Annotated in this window: 11 protein-coding genes and 1 riboswitch; of the genes, 5 read left to right on the top strand and 6 right to left on the bottom strand. The window is 59.6% G+C overall.

What is annotated here, in order from left to right; genetic code table 11:
- Positions 1-8 precede the first annotated feature (8 nt).
- Positions 9-103, bottom strand: a riboswitch (glycine riboswitch).
- 236 nt (positions 104-339) lie between these two features.
- The 4 genes from AC3WL8_RS23975 to AC3WL8_RS23960 are packed head-to-tail and all read right to left on the bottom strand — an operon-like array spanning position 340 to position 4480.
- The gene (locus tag AC3WL8_RS23975; RefSeq protein ID WP_492378928.1) at positions 340-2253 is read right to left on the bottom strand and encodes a solute symporter family protein; all 1914 of its coding nucleotides are present in this window, start codon (positions 2251-2253) and stop codon (positions 340-342) included.
- On the bottom strand, positions 2250-2585 hold the full coding sequence (locus AC3WL8_RS23970; RefSeq protein WP_492378927.1) for a DUF485 domain-containing protein: 336 nt from the start codon (positions 2583-2585) through the stop codon (positions 2250-2252). Before AC3WL8_RS23970 ends, AC3WL8_RS23975 begins: the two co-directional genes overlap by 4 nt.
- 1 nt (position 2586) lies before the next feature.
- A complete protein-coding gene (locus AC3WL8_RS23965; protein ID WP_492378926.1) occupies positions 2587-3756 on the bottom strand; it encodes a M20 family metallopeptidase in 1170 nt (389 codons plus the stop codon).
- Positions 3757-3769: 13 nt separating this feature from the next.
- Complete coding sequence (locus AC3WL8_RS23960) at positions 3770-4480, bottom strand: DJ-1/PfpI family protein (RefSeq protein ID WP_013959109.1); 711 nt, start codon at positions 4478-4480, stop codon at positions 3770-3772.
- A gap of 182 nt (positions 4481-4662) precedes the next feature.
- On the opposite strand from AC3WL8_RS23960, the gene AC3WL8_RS23955 reads away from it, so the two are divergent.
- Positions 4663-6006: an aminotransferase class I/II-fold pyridoxal phosphate-dependent enzyme gene (locus tag AC3WL8_RS23955; protein ID WP_492378925.1), complete on the top strand. Its 1344-nt coding sequence runs from the start codon at positions 4663-4665 to the stop codon at positions 6004-6006.
- Positions 6007-6166: 160 nt separating this feature from the next.
- Positions 6167-9589, top strand: coding sequence for an adenylate/guanylate cyclase domain-containing protein (locus AC3WL8_RS23950; RefSeq protein WP_492378924.1), 3423 nt, complete (start codon positions 6167-6169; stop codon positions 9587-9589).
- 101 nt (positions 9590-9690) lie between these two features.
- Here the strand turns inward: AC3WL8_RS23950 and AC3WL8_RS23945 are convergent, their stop codons facing one another.
- Positions 9691-10701, bottom strand: coding sequence for a GlxA family transcriptional regulator (locus AC3WL8_RS23945; RefSeq protein ID WP_492378923.1), 1011 nt, complete (start codon positions 10699-10701; stop codon positions 9691-9693).
- 134 nt (positions 10702-10835) lie between these two features.
- Here AC3WL8_RS23945 and AC3WL8_RS23940 point away from each other — a divergent pair, with 134 nt between their 5' ends.
- Both AC3WL8_RS23940 and AC3WL8_RS23935 read left to right on the top strand, forming a co-directional pair.
- Entirely contained in the window at positions 10836-11543 is a 708-nt protein-coding gene (locus AC3WL8_RS23940; protein ID WP_041229033.1) for a DJ-1/PfpI family protein, read from the top strand.
- Between the two features lie 87 nt (positions 11544-11630).
- Complete coding sequence (locus AC3WL8_RS23935; protein WP_013959104.1) at positions 11631-12332, top strand: DJ-1/PfpI family protein; 702 nt, start codon at positions 11631-11633, stop codon at positions 12330-12332.
- A 189-nt stretch (positions 12333-12521) separates the two neighbouring features.
- Here AC3WL8_RS23935 and AC3WL8_RS23930 read toward each other — a convergent pair whose 3' ends face one another.
- Positions 12522-13355, bottom strand: coding sequence for a helix-turn-helix transcriptional regulator (locus tag AC3WL8_RS23930; RefSeq protein ID WP_492378922.1), 834 nt, complete (start codon positions 13353-13355; stop codon positions 12522-12524).
- Between the two features lie 104 nt (positions 13356-13459).
- Here AC3WL8_RS23930 and AC3WL8_RS23925 point away from each other — a divergent pair, with 104 nt between their 5' ends.
- A complete protein-coding gene (locus tag AC3WL8_RS23925; protein WP_013959102.1) occupies positions 13460-14353 on the top strand; it encodes an SDR family oxidoreductase in 894 nt (297 codons plus the stop codon).
- Positions 14354-14757 lie beyond the last annotated feature (404 nt).

The following is a 14757-nucleotide window of genomic DNA, read 5'->3' as shown; positions in this document are numbered from 1 at the left end:
GATTTGCAGTAGACGTCACAGTCCTTTTGCCTGAGAGTTTCCGGGGTGGTTGCTCCGTCGGCGCTGGGCACGTGTCCTGCCCAGTCTCTCCTGCGACGTATCGTGGCCATCAACAACTAATGGCCACTTTTGCGTGCTGCTTGTTCAGCATAACCGATTGGTGTCGGTCATGACTCCTGGTTTTTGACAAGTAATCTCACGCTCCTTGTATCGGTCGACACCACGTTGAAAGCTGTATCTGTCCATACTTCACCAACATGCCGACCGATCAGATCTAAGGCCGTAAATTATCGATTGGCCTTAGCCAGCTGTATCGAGCGTTTCCGTACTTCGCAATGCTTAGTGCGAAATGGCTGCTGCTGCGTTGGCGCCGGTTTCTCGCTGGGCCACCATTCTTGTCCAGATCGATTGAGCACGCGGATCCGGGAAGAGTACCGAAAAAAGGAACACCAACATGAAGCCAAATGGAACGGTGACGAGCGCCGGATTACGCAAGGGGAATAGGGGCACCTCGAGCCCAATCAAGCTTGTCCGACGATCGCGGAGCGCATCGATGGTCGACTGTGCGCTCGCGATGGCGGCGCGCGCCTTTGATAGTTCAGCCCCAAGCTCATCACGGCCGGCTCCGGTCGATGCCGCCATCTTTACCGTCAGGTTCTCGATCTTCCTGGCGGCGGTGGCTTGCGTTCGTTCAGCCTGCGCTCTCTCGAGCAAGGGATACTGCATATTGGGCGACACCAGCACAAGCAGGACTGCTGCAAGTGTCCCCCCGACGACGCCGACGCAAACACCGACAGTGCTACACCGACGCCAGTACAGGGTAAGCAACAACGCTGGGAGATTGGCGGAAGCCGCAACGGCATACGCCAGACTTGAAAGATGCGCAACGTTCTGGCCCTTTGCCTGAATGCTCAGAACAATTGCCACGACACCAACGATTGCGGCGGCGGCCTTGGCTGCGATCACTTGCTCTCGTTCGGATACCTCACCACGACGGATTGCCCCGACGTAGATGTCATGGGCAAGGGCGGAGGCTGCGGCAAGCGTAAGCCCTGCCACCACGGCGACAATCGTTGCAAAGGCGACAGCCGCCACCCACCCGAGGAAGAGATTGCCAGCGAATGAGTTTGCCCCACCCCCAAGGAACTGAGCTAGCAGAGGTGCTGCGAGCGTGCCCCCTTTATCTGCGGCAAGGATTGTGCTGGGTCCGACATAGTAGGCGGCAGAAAAGCCAATCACGATAATCATGAGATGGCAGACGCCAATCCACAACATGGCCCACAAGACAGAAGAGCGCGCAGTCCTGGCATCCTTCACCGTGAAGAATCGCATCAGGATGTGAGGCAAGGCGGCCGTCCCAAGCGTAAGCGCCAAGCCCAGCGATACCTGTTCGACAGGGTTCTTCAAATAGAGGCCAGGCTCGAAGAACTTCCGCGCCAGCGAGGTCCCGTCCACTGCATCATTCTGATTCTGGAAAACCGCAGTCAAATGGTGGGCAACTTTTTGACTCGAAAGAACTTCATTGAAAAGAGAATTGACGTCGAACCCGAATGGATAGAGCGCAAGAATCACAATCAACGCGCAAGAAAACAGAAGCAGAATCGCCTTGATGATCTGTACATACGTCGTCGCCCTCATCCCGCCAAACAAGACGTAGACCAGCATCAGCAGCCCAACCATCACGACGGAGGCCTCATACTGGAATCCGACCAGCGCCTTGATGAGGGTTGCGCCGCCTACTATCTGCGGAATCAGGTAGAAGATCGCCACCACGATACTTGATAGCGCCGCGACAATCTTGGAAGCGCGGTAATTGTTGCGATAGGCAAGGACATCACCCAGTGTATAGCGGCCGAGATTCCGACATGGCTCCGCAATCAACAGCAGTACGGGAATGAACGCAACGAAGAAACCGATCAAATACAGGATGCCATCGTAGCCATATAGGGAAATCAACCCGGAGACGCCCAGGAAGGCGGCGGCCGAGAGATAGTCTCCCGCAATGGCCAGGCCATTCGCCCGGCCGGAGATTCCCCCACCCGTATAGAAATCGCGGGCGCTGGCATTCCGACGTGCCGCATACCAGGTTGCGATAAGCGTTAAACCGATGACCAACGCAAATGTGGCGAAGGTAAGGCCGCGAAACCTTGGCTCAATCAGTTCAGATGCAGCGCGGACTGAATTTGGCACGATCGTAAAAATCGCCATCACGATCCCCAATTTTAAAGTGGGCGATTTCAGAAAATTTCTCATTTCTTGCTCCCTACGGCGGTATCCTTACCGGATCCTTCGATCAGCTTGTCGAATTTACGCATTCTCCAAACGTAGATGGCAGCAATGAGGCCAGCGACCGGATACTGGGAAATGGCCAATATCATGCCGACGTTAACCGCCCCTACGATTCGTATCGAGAGCACGTCGCTCCAATAGGCCGCACCTAGCAAAAGTGCAAAATAGTAAATCGCGAAGGCAAGCAGCAATACAACAATCGTAAAACTGCGTCCACGAGATACGACGACGAACTCTCTAGATTCCGTCAACCATTCGCAATCGATCGGTCCATCTGCTACTTGTTGATATGACATTTCATTGTTCCCTTTTGCTTTCCCAAGCCTCGATGATCCGCGCATAGATATTTACGGCAGCGATAATCGAACTCACGTTGCAATACTCGTCCGTCTTGTGCGCCATGGATGGTTCGCCGGGACCGAGAATCACGGTGGGGACGGCCCCAAAAATTTCCCTGAGGACGGGACCATCCGTAAAGAATGAGACTGCGCGTCCGCCGTTTTGAGAGCCGGTGATCTGACTGACCATTCTGCTGACGTGTGCGATCCACGGACTCCTCATCTCCTGTCGCAGAGCGGGCACGTCGAGCTTCGCTCTAAGCGCTACACGGTCGCCAAGGTAAGCGCCGAGTTCGTCGAGCAACTTGTCATGCGGCATCCCACAAACCGTCCGTACATCGACCTCAAACAAAGCTTGGTCAGGCACCGAATTGACATTGAGACCGCCGGAGATCGTCCCTACGTTGAGCGTCGGGTGGCCAAGGAGGTCATCTTCCGGAGCATGGAAGTTGAATAGTCGAAGCTTGTGTATGGCATCGACAGCGTGATAAATCGCGTTGTCCCCGCGCTCCGGCATAGCGCCATGGGCCGTAATACCCTGCGCCTGGGCCCGAATCCACAAAGCCCCCTTGTGGCCGATCACGACCTCGTTGGCAGTTGGCTCACCCACCACCATGGCACCAACATTGAAAGCCGGCTGCGTAAGGGTCCGTAGAGCCTTGGCACCTTCACACCCCGTCTCCTCGCCGGCGGTCAAGACCAGGATAACCGCGGCATGCTGTCCGTTCGTTTCGCGATGCCGGAGTAAGGCGGCAATAAACGCCGCGATACCAGCCTTCATGTCTGACGACCCGCGACCATACAGCCTGTCGCCCTGAATCTCACCGGAAAGTGGCGACAGACTCCATGGCGCAGATCCAAACGGCACCGTGTCGAGATGCCCCGTGAAACACAGCTTTGGCCCTTCATTGGCTGAGCCAGTCCACGCCACCAGACTTTCTCTTCCGTCAGCTAGCGTATGGAACGTCGTCTGCAACCCTGCTTCCGCCAATAGTGCGCCGATCAGGCGAGCGAGCGCGCTTTCATTGCCGGGCGGATTCACAGTGTCGACCTTGACGAACTGCTGCGTGAGCGAAATGGCTAGCGATTCGGCAGACGCAATATCAATAAGTGGTGTGGACGGCATCATGCTCAAAGAATGGTTAGGCTAGATCCAAGGCTCGCTCAGCATATTGGCGGGCGCTCGCCAAGCGTTGCTCGGTGATTTGAGATGCTCGCGCACGGACGGTGCTCAGAATGTCGCTGGGCGCGGTCGCCGGGGACCCTGCGTCAAAGGGGGGTTGCGGGTCGTAGGCCATATAAAGTTGGAGTTCTTTCGCTAACCGCTCTCCACGGAGCAGTGAAGCCAAGACCAGGGAACCATCGATGCCCGATGTAACGCCACCCGCGCTGACATAGTTGCCGTCGATGACGACCCGTTCCTCGCTTGGCACGGCGCCATAGAGGGGCAGCACTTCCATCGCTGTCCAGTGCGTGGTCGCCCTGCGCCCATGCAACAAGCCAGCCGCGCCACAGAGCAGAGCGCCAGTACACACCGAGTAAACATATAGGGCGTGTTCAGCTTGCTGGCGGATAAAGGCGAGGACAGTCTCATCCGCCGCCGCTTCCTCCTGGCCATAGCCTCCCGGCACGAGCAGGACGTCAAGTTGCGGAGCCTCATCGAAGGAAGTATCTGCAACGAGCTGCATGCCTCGCATATCGCGAACAATTTCCTTGTTCTTCCACAGCGTGTGGAACGTGGAGTTCGGAATGCGCGACAAGGCCTCGAATGGGCCGGTGAAGTCACATTGATCCATGTTGGGGAAGATCAAACCGCCGATCTTCAGGTGCCGGTCCGCCGGAATCTTCTGCATCTCAATTTTCCTCTCGTGTGTTTGTACCGGTACAATAGTATGTTTGTACCGGGACAACTATAGGCGCTTTTTCGGGCTCGGCGCATCAGGGTTAACACGCTCCCATAGGGCTTGCGCTATGGTTCAGCCCGATGCTAAGGGGACGTATAATGAGTTCCTAAACTTTGGACCAGTACAAAAGCATGTTTGACCCAAGCCGATTTGCAGTCGGAGGAAGGAAGGCCGAAGACCTGTTTCGGACCATTGAGCGGGCCGTCTACGACAACAAACTTGCCGCAGGAGAGCAGCTGCCGACGGTGCGTGCCTTAGCCGAGTCGCTCGGTATCAACAAGAACACGGTGGCTACGGCCTACCGGATGCTGATTGAAAGTGGTGTCATCGTGACGGCAGGCAGACGCGGTACCGTGGTCGCGAAGCGGCATCTCGACGCACCAGTGCCCATTGCGCCGCCCTCCGTCACGGTCAGCGGTGTGGTTGCGGCACATGATGGCAATCCAGACCCGGCCTTCTTGCCCACGCGCGACGAGATTCTGAGTGCATTTGCAACCACCCCTTCTTCGCCACGGCTTTACGGAGAGCGGCGTAACGTTGCGGAACTGGTGGGTTGGGCGACTTCTTTTTTTGAGTCGGACTTCTCGACGGTTCACGGAATCTTTGTCTCAAGCGGCGCCTTGGACGCCATGGAGCGAGCGCTTCGTACCCACGTCAAACCTGGAGACAAGATCGCCGTTGAGACGCCCACCTATATGACGACGCTGGCCTTGGTGCGGTCGCTAGGCTTACGAGCTGTGCAGATGGAGATGGATGACGAGGGGATCCGGCCAGAAGCGTTGAGGAATGCACTGTCCTCTGATTGTCGCGCAGTGATTTTTTCCTCGCGCGCGCAAAACCCGACCGGCGCGGCAACGGGTTCCCGGCGTGCACGCGAGTTGCGGACCATTGCGCGTGGGCGTGACGAGGTGCTTTTCATTGACGACGACCATTCCAGTCTGCTGGAGCTGGCGCCATACGAGCCGTGGCACGCGGAGAGCGCTCGATGGCTCACGGTGCGCTCCTTCTCCAAGTTTCTGGGGCCGGATTTGCGCGTTTCAGTCACTTGCGGAGACCCTGTAACGCTTGCGAAGCTGGAGTACTCCCAAGCTACCAGCATGGGCTGGGTCAGTTCGCTGCTCCAACAGACAGCGCTCGCGCTGCTAAACGATCAGCGAGTGCAAGACCGAATCAGGCTCGCCGGGCAGGCTTATCGCGAGCGCTTCGTCACACTCAAGGAAGGCCTCCTGTCGATTGGGGTCGACGTCCCAGGCAAGGTCGGCCTCAATGTGTGGATTCCTTTGAAGGACGAGGCCATGGTGGCTCAATGGCTGTTGGCGAAGGGATGGATGGTACGCACGGGTAGTGACTTCGTCGTCGAAGGGCAATCGGGCATCCGAGTCACCAGCGCTCGACTGACCACGCAGCAAATTGGATCGTTTCTTTCGGATTTTCGCGAACTGGTGATCGCGTCAAGCACAACATTCTCGGCCTAGCCAGCCAGCTGTCCCCAGCAATTTCCGCGGGTCAGACCTGGACATCGAGATGGCTGGCATACGAATGCCAAGCCTGATCCCGGGGCATGACGGCACTGGGCTTGCGACGAAAGATATCGGGGTATCTAATTGGCTGCAGCAAGTTCGGGAGGAGGCTCCCATGGTGCGCTGCGCAAATTGCCGGTTCGAGAATGCCGATGGAGCGAAATTCTGCGAGCAATGCGGCGTAAGGCTGGCGCGAATTTGCGTGCGTTGCGGCAAAGAATTAACTGCGACCGCACGCTTCTGCAATGCATGCGGCACGCCCGTCGGTGAGTTGCCGCAGGAATCATCCGCCGGCCCCATTCGTTACACCCCATCGCACCTCGCCGAGCGTATCCGGGCCGAGCAGGCAGCCCTCGAGGCCCGCGGCGATGCCGGCGGCGAACGCAAGACCATCACCGTCCTGTTCGCCGATATGGCCGGCTCGACTGCCCTGATCCACGACCGCGACCCGGAAGACGCTCACCGCCTGATCACACCGGTCATCGAACTGATGATGGAAGCCGTCCACTACTACGAGGGCTACGTGGCAAAGTCGTTGGGCGACGGTATTCTGGCGCTGTTCGGCGCGCCCATCGCCCATGAGGATCATCCCAAGCGCGCCTTGTACGCTGCGCTGCGGATGCAGGAGGCGATGCAGCGGCACAGTGACAAGCTTCGGCTGGAGCAAGGCGTTTCGCTGCAGATTCGGGTAGGCATTCACACGGGCGAGGTGGTCGTGCGCTCGATCCGCAAGGACGATTTGCACACCGATTATGACCCGGTGGGGCACACGATCCACATTGCCTCGCGGATGGAGACCATGGCGGCGCTCTCTTCTATCCTCGTGAGCGAATCCACCCACAAGCTCGCGCAGGGGTACTTCGAGTTCAAGGCGCTCGGAACTGCGCAGGTCAAAGGCATCCCCAAGCCGCTCGCGGTCTATCAGTTGCTCGGCCTCGGTGCGCTGCGCACGCGCTTGCAAGTGGCAGCGCATCGCGGGCTGGCTCGCTTCGTGGGCCGCGAAGCCGAGCTGGAGGCGCTACACCGAGCGCTTGAGGTTTCCACGTCCGGACACGGGCAGATCGTCGCGGTGATGGGGGAAGCCGGAGTCGGCAAGTCGCGGCTGTTCCACGAGTTCAAGACGAGCTCGCCAAGCAGTTGCCTGGTGCTGGAGACCTTCTCGGTATCGCATGGCAAGGCCTTTGCCTATTTGCCGCTCATTGAACTCCTGCGGAACTATTTTCAGCTGACCGCCCAGGACGATGAGCGACGTTGCCGCGAAAAGATCGCGGGCAAGGTGATCACGCTGGATCGCAGCCTGGAAGACCGCCTGCCCTACCTGCTCCATCTGCTGGGCATCGGCGACGCCGACGCGACGCTGCTGGACATGGGAGCCAACGTTCGGCGCGAACGCACCTTCGATGCTGTCACGTGCCTGCTGGTGCACGAGAGCGGTAATCAGCCCGTGCAGGTCCTGTTCGAGGACCTCCAATGGCTGGATAGCGAGACGGAAGCGTTCCTTGCCTTCCTCATCGAGCGCGTAGGAGCCGCACGGATCCTCGTCCTCCTGAACTACCGGCCAGAGTATCGGCCCGCATGGAGAGGAAAGGACAATGCCATTGAATTGCGGCTCAATCCCCTCGGCCCAACCGAGGCGCAAGGCCTGCTCAGCGCACTGCTGGGCGATGCCACCGGACTCAAGCCGCTTAAGCATCTCATCCTGCAGAAGACCGACGGCAATCCCTTCTTCATGGAAGAGGTTGTCCAGACGCTAGTCGAGGAAAAGGCACTGCTCGGCGAGCCTGGTCATTACCGGATCGAGACGACCCCAGCCGCGCTACATATTCCGACCACGGTACAAGGCGTGTTGGCAGCACGCATAGACCGACTGCCATTGGCGCAAAAGGATTTGCTGCAGACCCTGGCCATCATCGGCAAGGAATTTTCTTTGAGCCTGGTCCGGAAAGTCTCTGGACAGTCTGATGAGCACCTCTACCCCTTGCTGAACGGCCTGCAGACTGGAGATTTTATTTACAGCCAGCCTGCCTTTCCGGAAGTGGAGTACGCATTCAAGCACGCCCTGACCCAGGAAGTGGCCGGCAACTCCTTGCTCTCGGAACAGCGCGGCGCACTGCATGAGCGCACAGGCCGGGCCATCGAGGCCCTCTTCCATCACCAGTTGAAAGACCACTACAGCGAGCTGGCACACCACTACAGTCACAGCGGCAACGTCCCCAAGGCGGTAGAGTATCTGTATTGTGCCGGGCGCCAGGCCGTCGACCGTTCGGCCAATCTTGATGCCATTAGTCACCTCAGCAAGGCTTTGGCACTAATTACCGGCCTGCCTGACACGTCGGAGCGCGCCCACCTGGAACTGACACTTCGCATCACGCTTGGGCAGGCTCTGATTGCCGCGCGAGGTTACGCCGCTGCCGAAGTGGAGGCCAACTATACGCGGGCGCTGGCTTTGTGTGACAAAGGTGGCGATCAGTCGCAGCTCTTCCAGGTGAAGCTGGGATTGCGGATGTTTTTTTTCATCCGCGCACAGCACGAGACAGCCTATCAGCTGGGTGAGGCGCTGCTCGGCCTCGCCGAGAACACGCAGGATCCGGTGTGGCTCGGACAGGCACATATTGCACTGGGCGGATCCTCACTTTTCATGGGAGATTTCCGCGCCGCTCAGCAGCACCTGGAGCGAGGTATTGCCTACTATAGGCCTGAACAGCATCCCATCCATGCCGCGCTCTATGGGCAGGACCCTAGGGTCCGCGGCCTCAGCTTCCTGGCATGGGCCGAGTGGTATTTGGGCTTCCCGGCTCAGGCTAGCAAACATTGCCAGGAGGCGCTGGCATTGGCCCGGGAGGTCTCTCACCCTTTCAGCATGGCGCTCGCCCTGGTCTACGCAGCGCAGTTGCATCAATTCCGACATGAGGCGGCGCTGACCCGCGAGTACGCCGAAGCGGCCATTGCGCTTTCGGTCGAACAAGGTTTTCCGTTCTGGCTGGCATGGGGGACCGTCCTGCGGGGTTGGGCACTGGCCGACCAGGGAAGCGGCGAGGAAGGCATCGCTCAGATACTGCAGGGCGTCGCCGCTTATCAGGCCACCGGCGCCGAGATGGGACGGCCCACTCAACTGGCCCTGCTGGCCCAAACCTATGCGAACGCGGGCCAAGCCCAGGCGGGTCTGGACGTCCTGGCCGACACCTTTATCCTCGGAAGCATCACGAGGGAGCACCACTATGAAGCGGAGCTGCATCGGCTCAAGGGAGAACTGCTGCTCGAGCGTACCACCGTCCAGCCAGACCTGTCCGCCGACCGCGGATTAGCGGAAGCGTGCTTTCATCGGGCCATCATGCTTGCCCGCAAGGAAAGTGCAAAATCGCTTGAACTGCGCGCCGCGGTGAGCCTGGCGCGGCTATGGCAACTTCAGGGAAAGACGCAAGACGCGCGGCAGACGTTGGCGGGGGTCCAGGAGGCCGTTGTCGAAGGGTTCGACACCGCTGACTGGCAGCAGGCAAAAAATCTACTGGATACCCTAGGCGGAAGTCTGACTCGTTGACCGTGAAGAAGAGCGTGTAATAGTTCTGGACGCCGATCTCGTCGGGCGCCGTGACTTCTGGCGTGGACCACGGTTAATTGCTCCGAACGTCCAGTGCTGGCTCAGGACACATGTCCGAACCGATCGCGAAAATCGCTCGGACTGACTTGCTGAAAGCGTACGAACGTACGTCGCATGGTTTCTTCTGACCCAAAGCCGCAACGCGCCGCGATGCGTTTGATCGGCAGTTGCGTCTCGATGAGCATCTGTCGTGCAGCCTCGACGCGCAGTCGTTCCACGGCACGTAATGGCGTCAGTCCGGTGGACTCGCGATAGCGACGTAAAAAGGTGCGCTCACTCATGCCGGCTTCCTGCGCGAGGCGGCACAACGACAGATCGTCGGCCAGATGCTCCGCCACCCACTCATGCAACTTTGCGAAACGCTCGCCTGTTGCCTGCAGCGCCAGCGCGGCACTGAATTGCGCCTGGCCGCCGGGTCGTTTGACGAAAACCACAAGGTTGCGCGCAACGTCGAGCCCTATCGCACGACCGAGATCCGCTTCGACCAGCGCGAGCGAAAGGTCAATTCCCGCTGTGACTCCGGCGGACGTCCAGATGTTTCCGTCGCGCACAAAGATCGGATCGGAATCGACTTGCACCTGTGGATACTCGCGCGATAGCTGATCGCAATGCCGCCAGTGCGTGACTGCACGGCGTCCGTCGAGCAGGCCGGTGGCAGCCAGCAAAAACGCGCCGGTACATACCGATGCCACGCGCCGTGCGCCGGCGGCGCGAGTGGAAATCCAGTCGCGCAACGCATCGTCCTGCGCCGCCTTTGCGACGCCTCGGCCGCCGGCGATAATAAGCGTGTCAGGCGGCACGGGGTCGTTGATCAAGGGTTCGGTCACGAACGAAAGCCCCGACGTGCTCTTCACCCGGGTACCCGCGGGCGCGACAAGCCGAACTTCGTATGGCATCGCGTCACCGCTCTCTACGGCAAGTTCATTTGCCGCCGTGAAAACCTGCGCTGGCCCGGCGATGTCGAGTATCTGGACGTCCGGGAATGCCACAAGCTCGATGCGTCTCGGCAATGGCGAACGGTGTGGCGGGATTTGTGGGTTCATTGGCAACATCGCCAAACGTTAGCGCAATACATTACCCGTGTCGAGTTCGATCGTCGCCAGAAATCCGGCGATCGAGTCGGCACCAATTCGGAGGCCCCCGCGCTCGAACCGACTTCGCCCACTTTCCGCTAGCAAAGAGACTCATGCCGCACGAAGACACGCAACTCACCATCGGTTCGCTCGTATTCGATGGACTCGACCAAATCGATCTGACTGGCCCATTCGAAGTCCTATCGCGCCTGCCAGGCGCCACGCACCGGCTTTACGCGCGCACTGCCGAGCCCGTGCGTGACGTGCAGGGGTTGCGCCTGGTCCCGGACGCGACGCTGCATGACGCGCCACCGCTTGATATCCTGCACGTGCCGGGTGGCCCCGGGCAACAGGCGCTAATGCACGACCAAGTCGTGCTCGATTGGCTGCGGGCGCAGGCGGCAGGCGCGCGAAAGGTCTTCTCCGTTTGTACCGGCGCCCTGCTGCTTGGCGCTGCAGGATTGCTGCGCGACCGGCGCGCGACGACCCACTGGAACTCGTTTCATCTTCTGCCGCTGTTCGGTGCGACCCCTGTCGATGAACGAGTCGTCGTTGACGGCGACTGGATATTCGCCGCGGGTGTAACGTCCGGCATTGATGGTGCACTGCGACTCGCGGCCGAGATGTTTGGCGACGCCGTAGCACAACGCATCCAGCTCTATATGGCTTACGCGCCCGAACCACCTTTCAATAGTGGCACGCCGGAAACAGCGCCTGTCGATGTGCTCGCCGCCGCGCGCGCAGCATCGGCCGGCCTCACCGCCCAACGGGAAATCACCGCACGCGAGATCGCAATACAGCTCGGCATCGCCGTGCGCTGATGCCGATACCACACGTGCCCCATTCGTAGCCACTGGCAGGATTCCAGTTGGCTAAGATCGATCGAATCAAAATCAAAGGTGAATAATATGTCTACGACGATGACTGCTTCCACGCGCGTTGCGATGCTCGCCTACCCGAAGTTCACGGCGTTGGATCTGATCGGCCCGCATCAGATTCTTGCCAGTCTCCCCGGCGTACATGTCGACGTGGTAGGCAGGACCACCGAGCCCGTCGTGACCGACCGGCAGATCTGCATCACTCCGGCGAAGTCCTTTTCGGAGTGTGAAGCCGATTACGATATCGTCCTGGTTCCAGGCGGTATCAGCACGCATTTGATGGTCGAAGACGCCGAAACACTGGAATTCTTGGCGAGGATTGGCGAGAACGCGACCTATGTCACCAGCGTGTGTACTGGATCTGTGATCCTCGCCGCCGCTGGGTTGCTCAAGGGCTATCACGCTACTTCGCATTGGGCCTATCGCGAAATCCTCGCCGACTATGGAGCGATCCCAAGCAAGGCGCGGTTCGTAGTTGACCGAAATCGCGTGACAGGCGGCGGCGTTACCGCTGGCATCGATTTCGGGCTACAGCTCGCGGCGATTTTGCGAGGGAGTGACGTGGCCAAGATGATTCAGCTCGTCTTCGAGTATGACCCGAAGCCGCCATTCGACGCAGGGGATCCGGAAAGGGTCGCCCCGGAAGTTCTCGCAGCCGCAGTCACGCGACTCGAGCCGCTCATCGCCCCCGTTCGAGAAGCGGCCCGAAGGTATGCCGCTCGGACTGAGTAAATGCTGGTACCACGAATCGGCAGGGAAAGGGCTCGTTATCCAACTCTAACGGATCAGAATTTCAACACATCCCTGGTGTGGGCCATCAGGATTTACGGTATTCGGCTGAAGGGGACGACAGCTTGAACAGGGCGGCAGTACAAGGACAGTGAAAACAGGGGCCGGGGCACAGCATGACGTGCCGATGCATCAAGAATACGCGGCCACCAACGCTCTTACCCTTTCTGCGTCTGCTTCAGTCTCAGGCGTATAGATCACCATATTCAGATCCGGCCGCCCGTCTACAGAAAATGCTGAATATTCGAGTGATAGTAAGCCGACCGTGGGGTGATTGATGGCTTTGAGCCCTTCCCCATGGTTGCAGACATCGTGTTCGCCCCACAGGGTGGCGAATTCGTGACTATCCACGCAGAGTTCTTCGACTAAGGTTCTGATCTCGATGGCAAGGGCTGCGCCGGCGCGGGCGGCATCGGCACGAAAAGTGGCGACGGCGAAGCGGGCGACGCTTTCCCAATCCGGTTGGCGGGCACGAACGGTCGGGTTGCAGAAGAGTAAGCGCAAGACGTTGCGCTGTTTGGGAGGCAGGGCGGCGTAGTCCACCAAGACGGCGGTGGCGGCATGGTTCCAGGCGATGATGTCGCGCGTGAAGGCGCGTACGACCAGAGCGGGACTGAAGGTAAGCGAATCCAATATGCGTTGCAGGGTTGGGGTAATGCCCTCGCTCGGCTGGTAGCGGGCCTCGGGAGGGCGCCCCTGAGCGAGCAGAAACAGGTGTTCGCGTTCAACGTCGGTGAGCAGCAAGGCGCGGGCAATGCGGTTGAGCACCTCGGAGGATGGCGCACCGCCTCGGCCTTGCTCGAGCCAGGTGTACCAGGTGACGCTGACGCTGGCGCGGTGGGCAACCTCTTCGCGGCGCAGGCCTGGGGTGCGACGACGAGCCGGCGAGATGCCAAAGGCGGCCGGGTCCAACTTGGCGCGGCGGTCGCGCAGGTAGGCGCCGAGCAGGTTCTCGCCGGTGGCCATCGTGATTATCCTGTTAGCCCATTTACCAGTATAAAGCCACTACTTTACCCCTATAAATCATAGAGCAAGAATGCACCTCATCTCTCAACGAGGAGGTACTTTCCATGCGTATTTTCGTGACCGGCGCAACGGGTTTCGTAGGGGCAGCCGTGGTCGATGAACTGCTGGCCGCGGGTCATCCGGTGATCGGGATGACAAGGTCGGAGGCTGGTGCGGCGTGGCTGCGTGATGTTGGTGCGACGGCGCACTTCGCCAATCTGGACGATATCGACAGCATCTTGCGCGGCGTGACGCAGGCCGACGCGATCATCCACACGGCGTTCAACCACGACTTTTCAAAGTTTGCCGAGCACAGTGCAAACGACCGCCGCGTGATCGAGGCGATGGGCGAAGCGGTGGGGGCATCGGGCAAGCCGGTGGTGATCACCTCCGGCACGGGCCTGTTGGCGCCTGGCGGTGTGACGACGGAGGATCAGGTGCCGGACATGAGTATGGCGCCGTTCCCGCGCGTAGCGACCGAAGTGGCGGCGACGGGTCTGATGGAGCGCGGAACGAACGTGTCGGTGGTCCGCCTGCCGCCCTCGGTGCACGGAGATGGTGACCACGGCTTTGTGCCGATGCTGATCGCCATAGCACGTGAGAAAGGCGTGTCGGCCTATGTTGGCGAGGGCTTGAACCATTGGCCGGCGGTGCACCGGCGGGATGCCGCCAAAGTCTTCCGGCTGGCTGCCGAGAGAGGCATCGCAGCCCGCTATCACGCGACCGCCGAAGAGGGCGTACCGTTGCGCGATATTGCCACCGTGATCGGTCGTCGTCTGGGTCTGCCGACAGTCAGCATCACGCCGGAGCAGGCAGCCGAGCACTTCGGATGGTTTGCTGGCTTCGCAGCGGTCGACAATCGGGCGTCGAGCCAGCATACGCGGCAGGTGCTGAACTGGGAGCCCAAACAGCCGAGCCTCATCGTGGACCTCGATCGACCGCGGTACTTCGCCCAATAAACGCAAATGGCCGGCCCGCACTTGGGCCGCCGACCGGAGGCTGACGACGGTCGTTGGGTTGGTCTGTTCGACGCGTCTTCCGCTACTTTTTGTGACGAGGGCGCACTGCGAGGAACGGCCGTCGTTTCCGCCGCCGCCGACCACCATTCTTACGCCTAGCTGGTATGTCGCGCGATTGGTGGAGTCTCGTAGCTTAATGGTGCCGAGAACTACCGTGCCTGCAGCTGAAAGAAGCTGCAGAGTCCTCTACGAGCCAAGAGGTTTACCAAGGCTAGACTTGCGACACGGAGAAATGATGAGCAAAGAAGGTTCCGCGACAGGCATTGTGAGCCTGTCAGATTTCTTGTGTGTTGAGGTCATGAGACGATATCGAAAGAAACGCCCTTATGACCGAAACAACAAGC

Source organism: Cupriavidus sp. FW305-F7, from assembly GCF_058782875.1.
Note: the sequence above shows the minus strand (reverse complement) of the source record. Positions and strands in the feature narration are given on the sequence as shown.

Bases quoted from the DNA above. Each gene is read 5' to 3' on its own strand.
- AC3WL8_RS23975 (WP_492378928.1), bottom strand. From the start codon at position 2,253: ATGAGAAATTTTCTGAAATCGCCCACTTTAAAATTGGGGATCGTGATG.
- AC3WL8_RS23970 (WP_492378927.1), bottom strand. From the start codon at position 2,585: ATGTCATATCAACAAGTAGCAGATGGACCGATCGATTGCGAATGGTTG.
- AC3WL8_RS23965 (WP_492378926.1), bottom strand. From the start codon at position 3,756: ATGATGCCGTCCACACCACTTATTGATATTGCGTCTGCCGAATCGCTA.
- AC3WL8_RS23960 (WP_013959109.1), bottom strand. From the start codon at position 4,480: ATGCAGAAGATTCCGGCGGACCGGCACCTGAAGATCGGCGGTTTGATC.
- AC3WL8_RS23955 (WP_492378925.1), top strand. From the start codon at position 4,663: ATGTTTGACCCAAGCCGATTTGCAGTCGGAGGAAGGAAGGCCGAAGAC.
- AC3WL8_RS23950 (WP_492378924.1), top strand. From the start codon at position 6,167: ATGGTGCGCTGCGCAAATTGCCGGTTCGAGAATGCCGATGGAGCGAAA.
- AC3WL8_RS23945 (WP_492378923.1), bottom strand. From the start codon at position 10,701: ATGTTGCCAATGAACCCACAAATCCCGCCACACCGTTCGCCATTGCCG.
- AC3WL8_RS23940 (WP_041229033.1), top strand. From the start codon at position 10,836: ATGCCGCACGAAGACACGCAACTCACCATCGGTTCGCTCGTATTCGAT.
- AC3WL8_RS23935 (WP_013959104.1), top strand. From the start codon at position 11,631: ATGTCTACGACGATGACTGCTTCCACGCGCGTTGCGATGCTCGCCTAC.
- AC3WL8_RS23930 (WP_492378922.1), bottom strand. From the start codon at position 13,355: ATGGCCACCGGCGAGAACCTGCTCGGCGCCTACCTGCGCGACCGCCGC.
- AC3WL8_RS23925 (WP_013959102.1), top strand. From the start codon at position 13,460: ATGCGTATTTTCGTGACCGGCGCAACGGGTTTCGTAGGGGCAGCCGTG.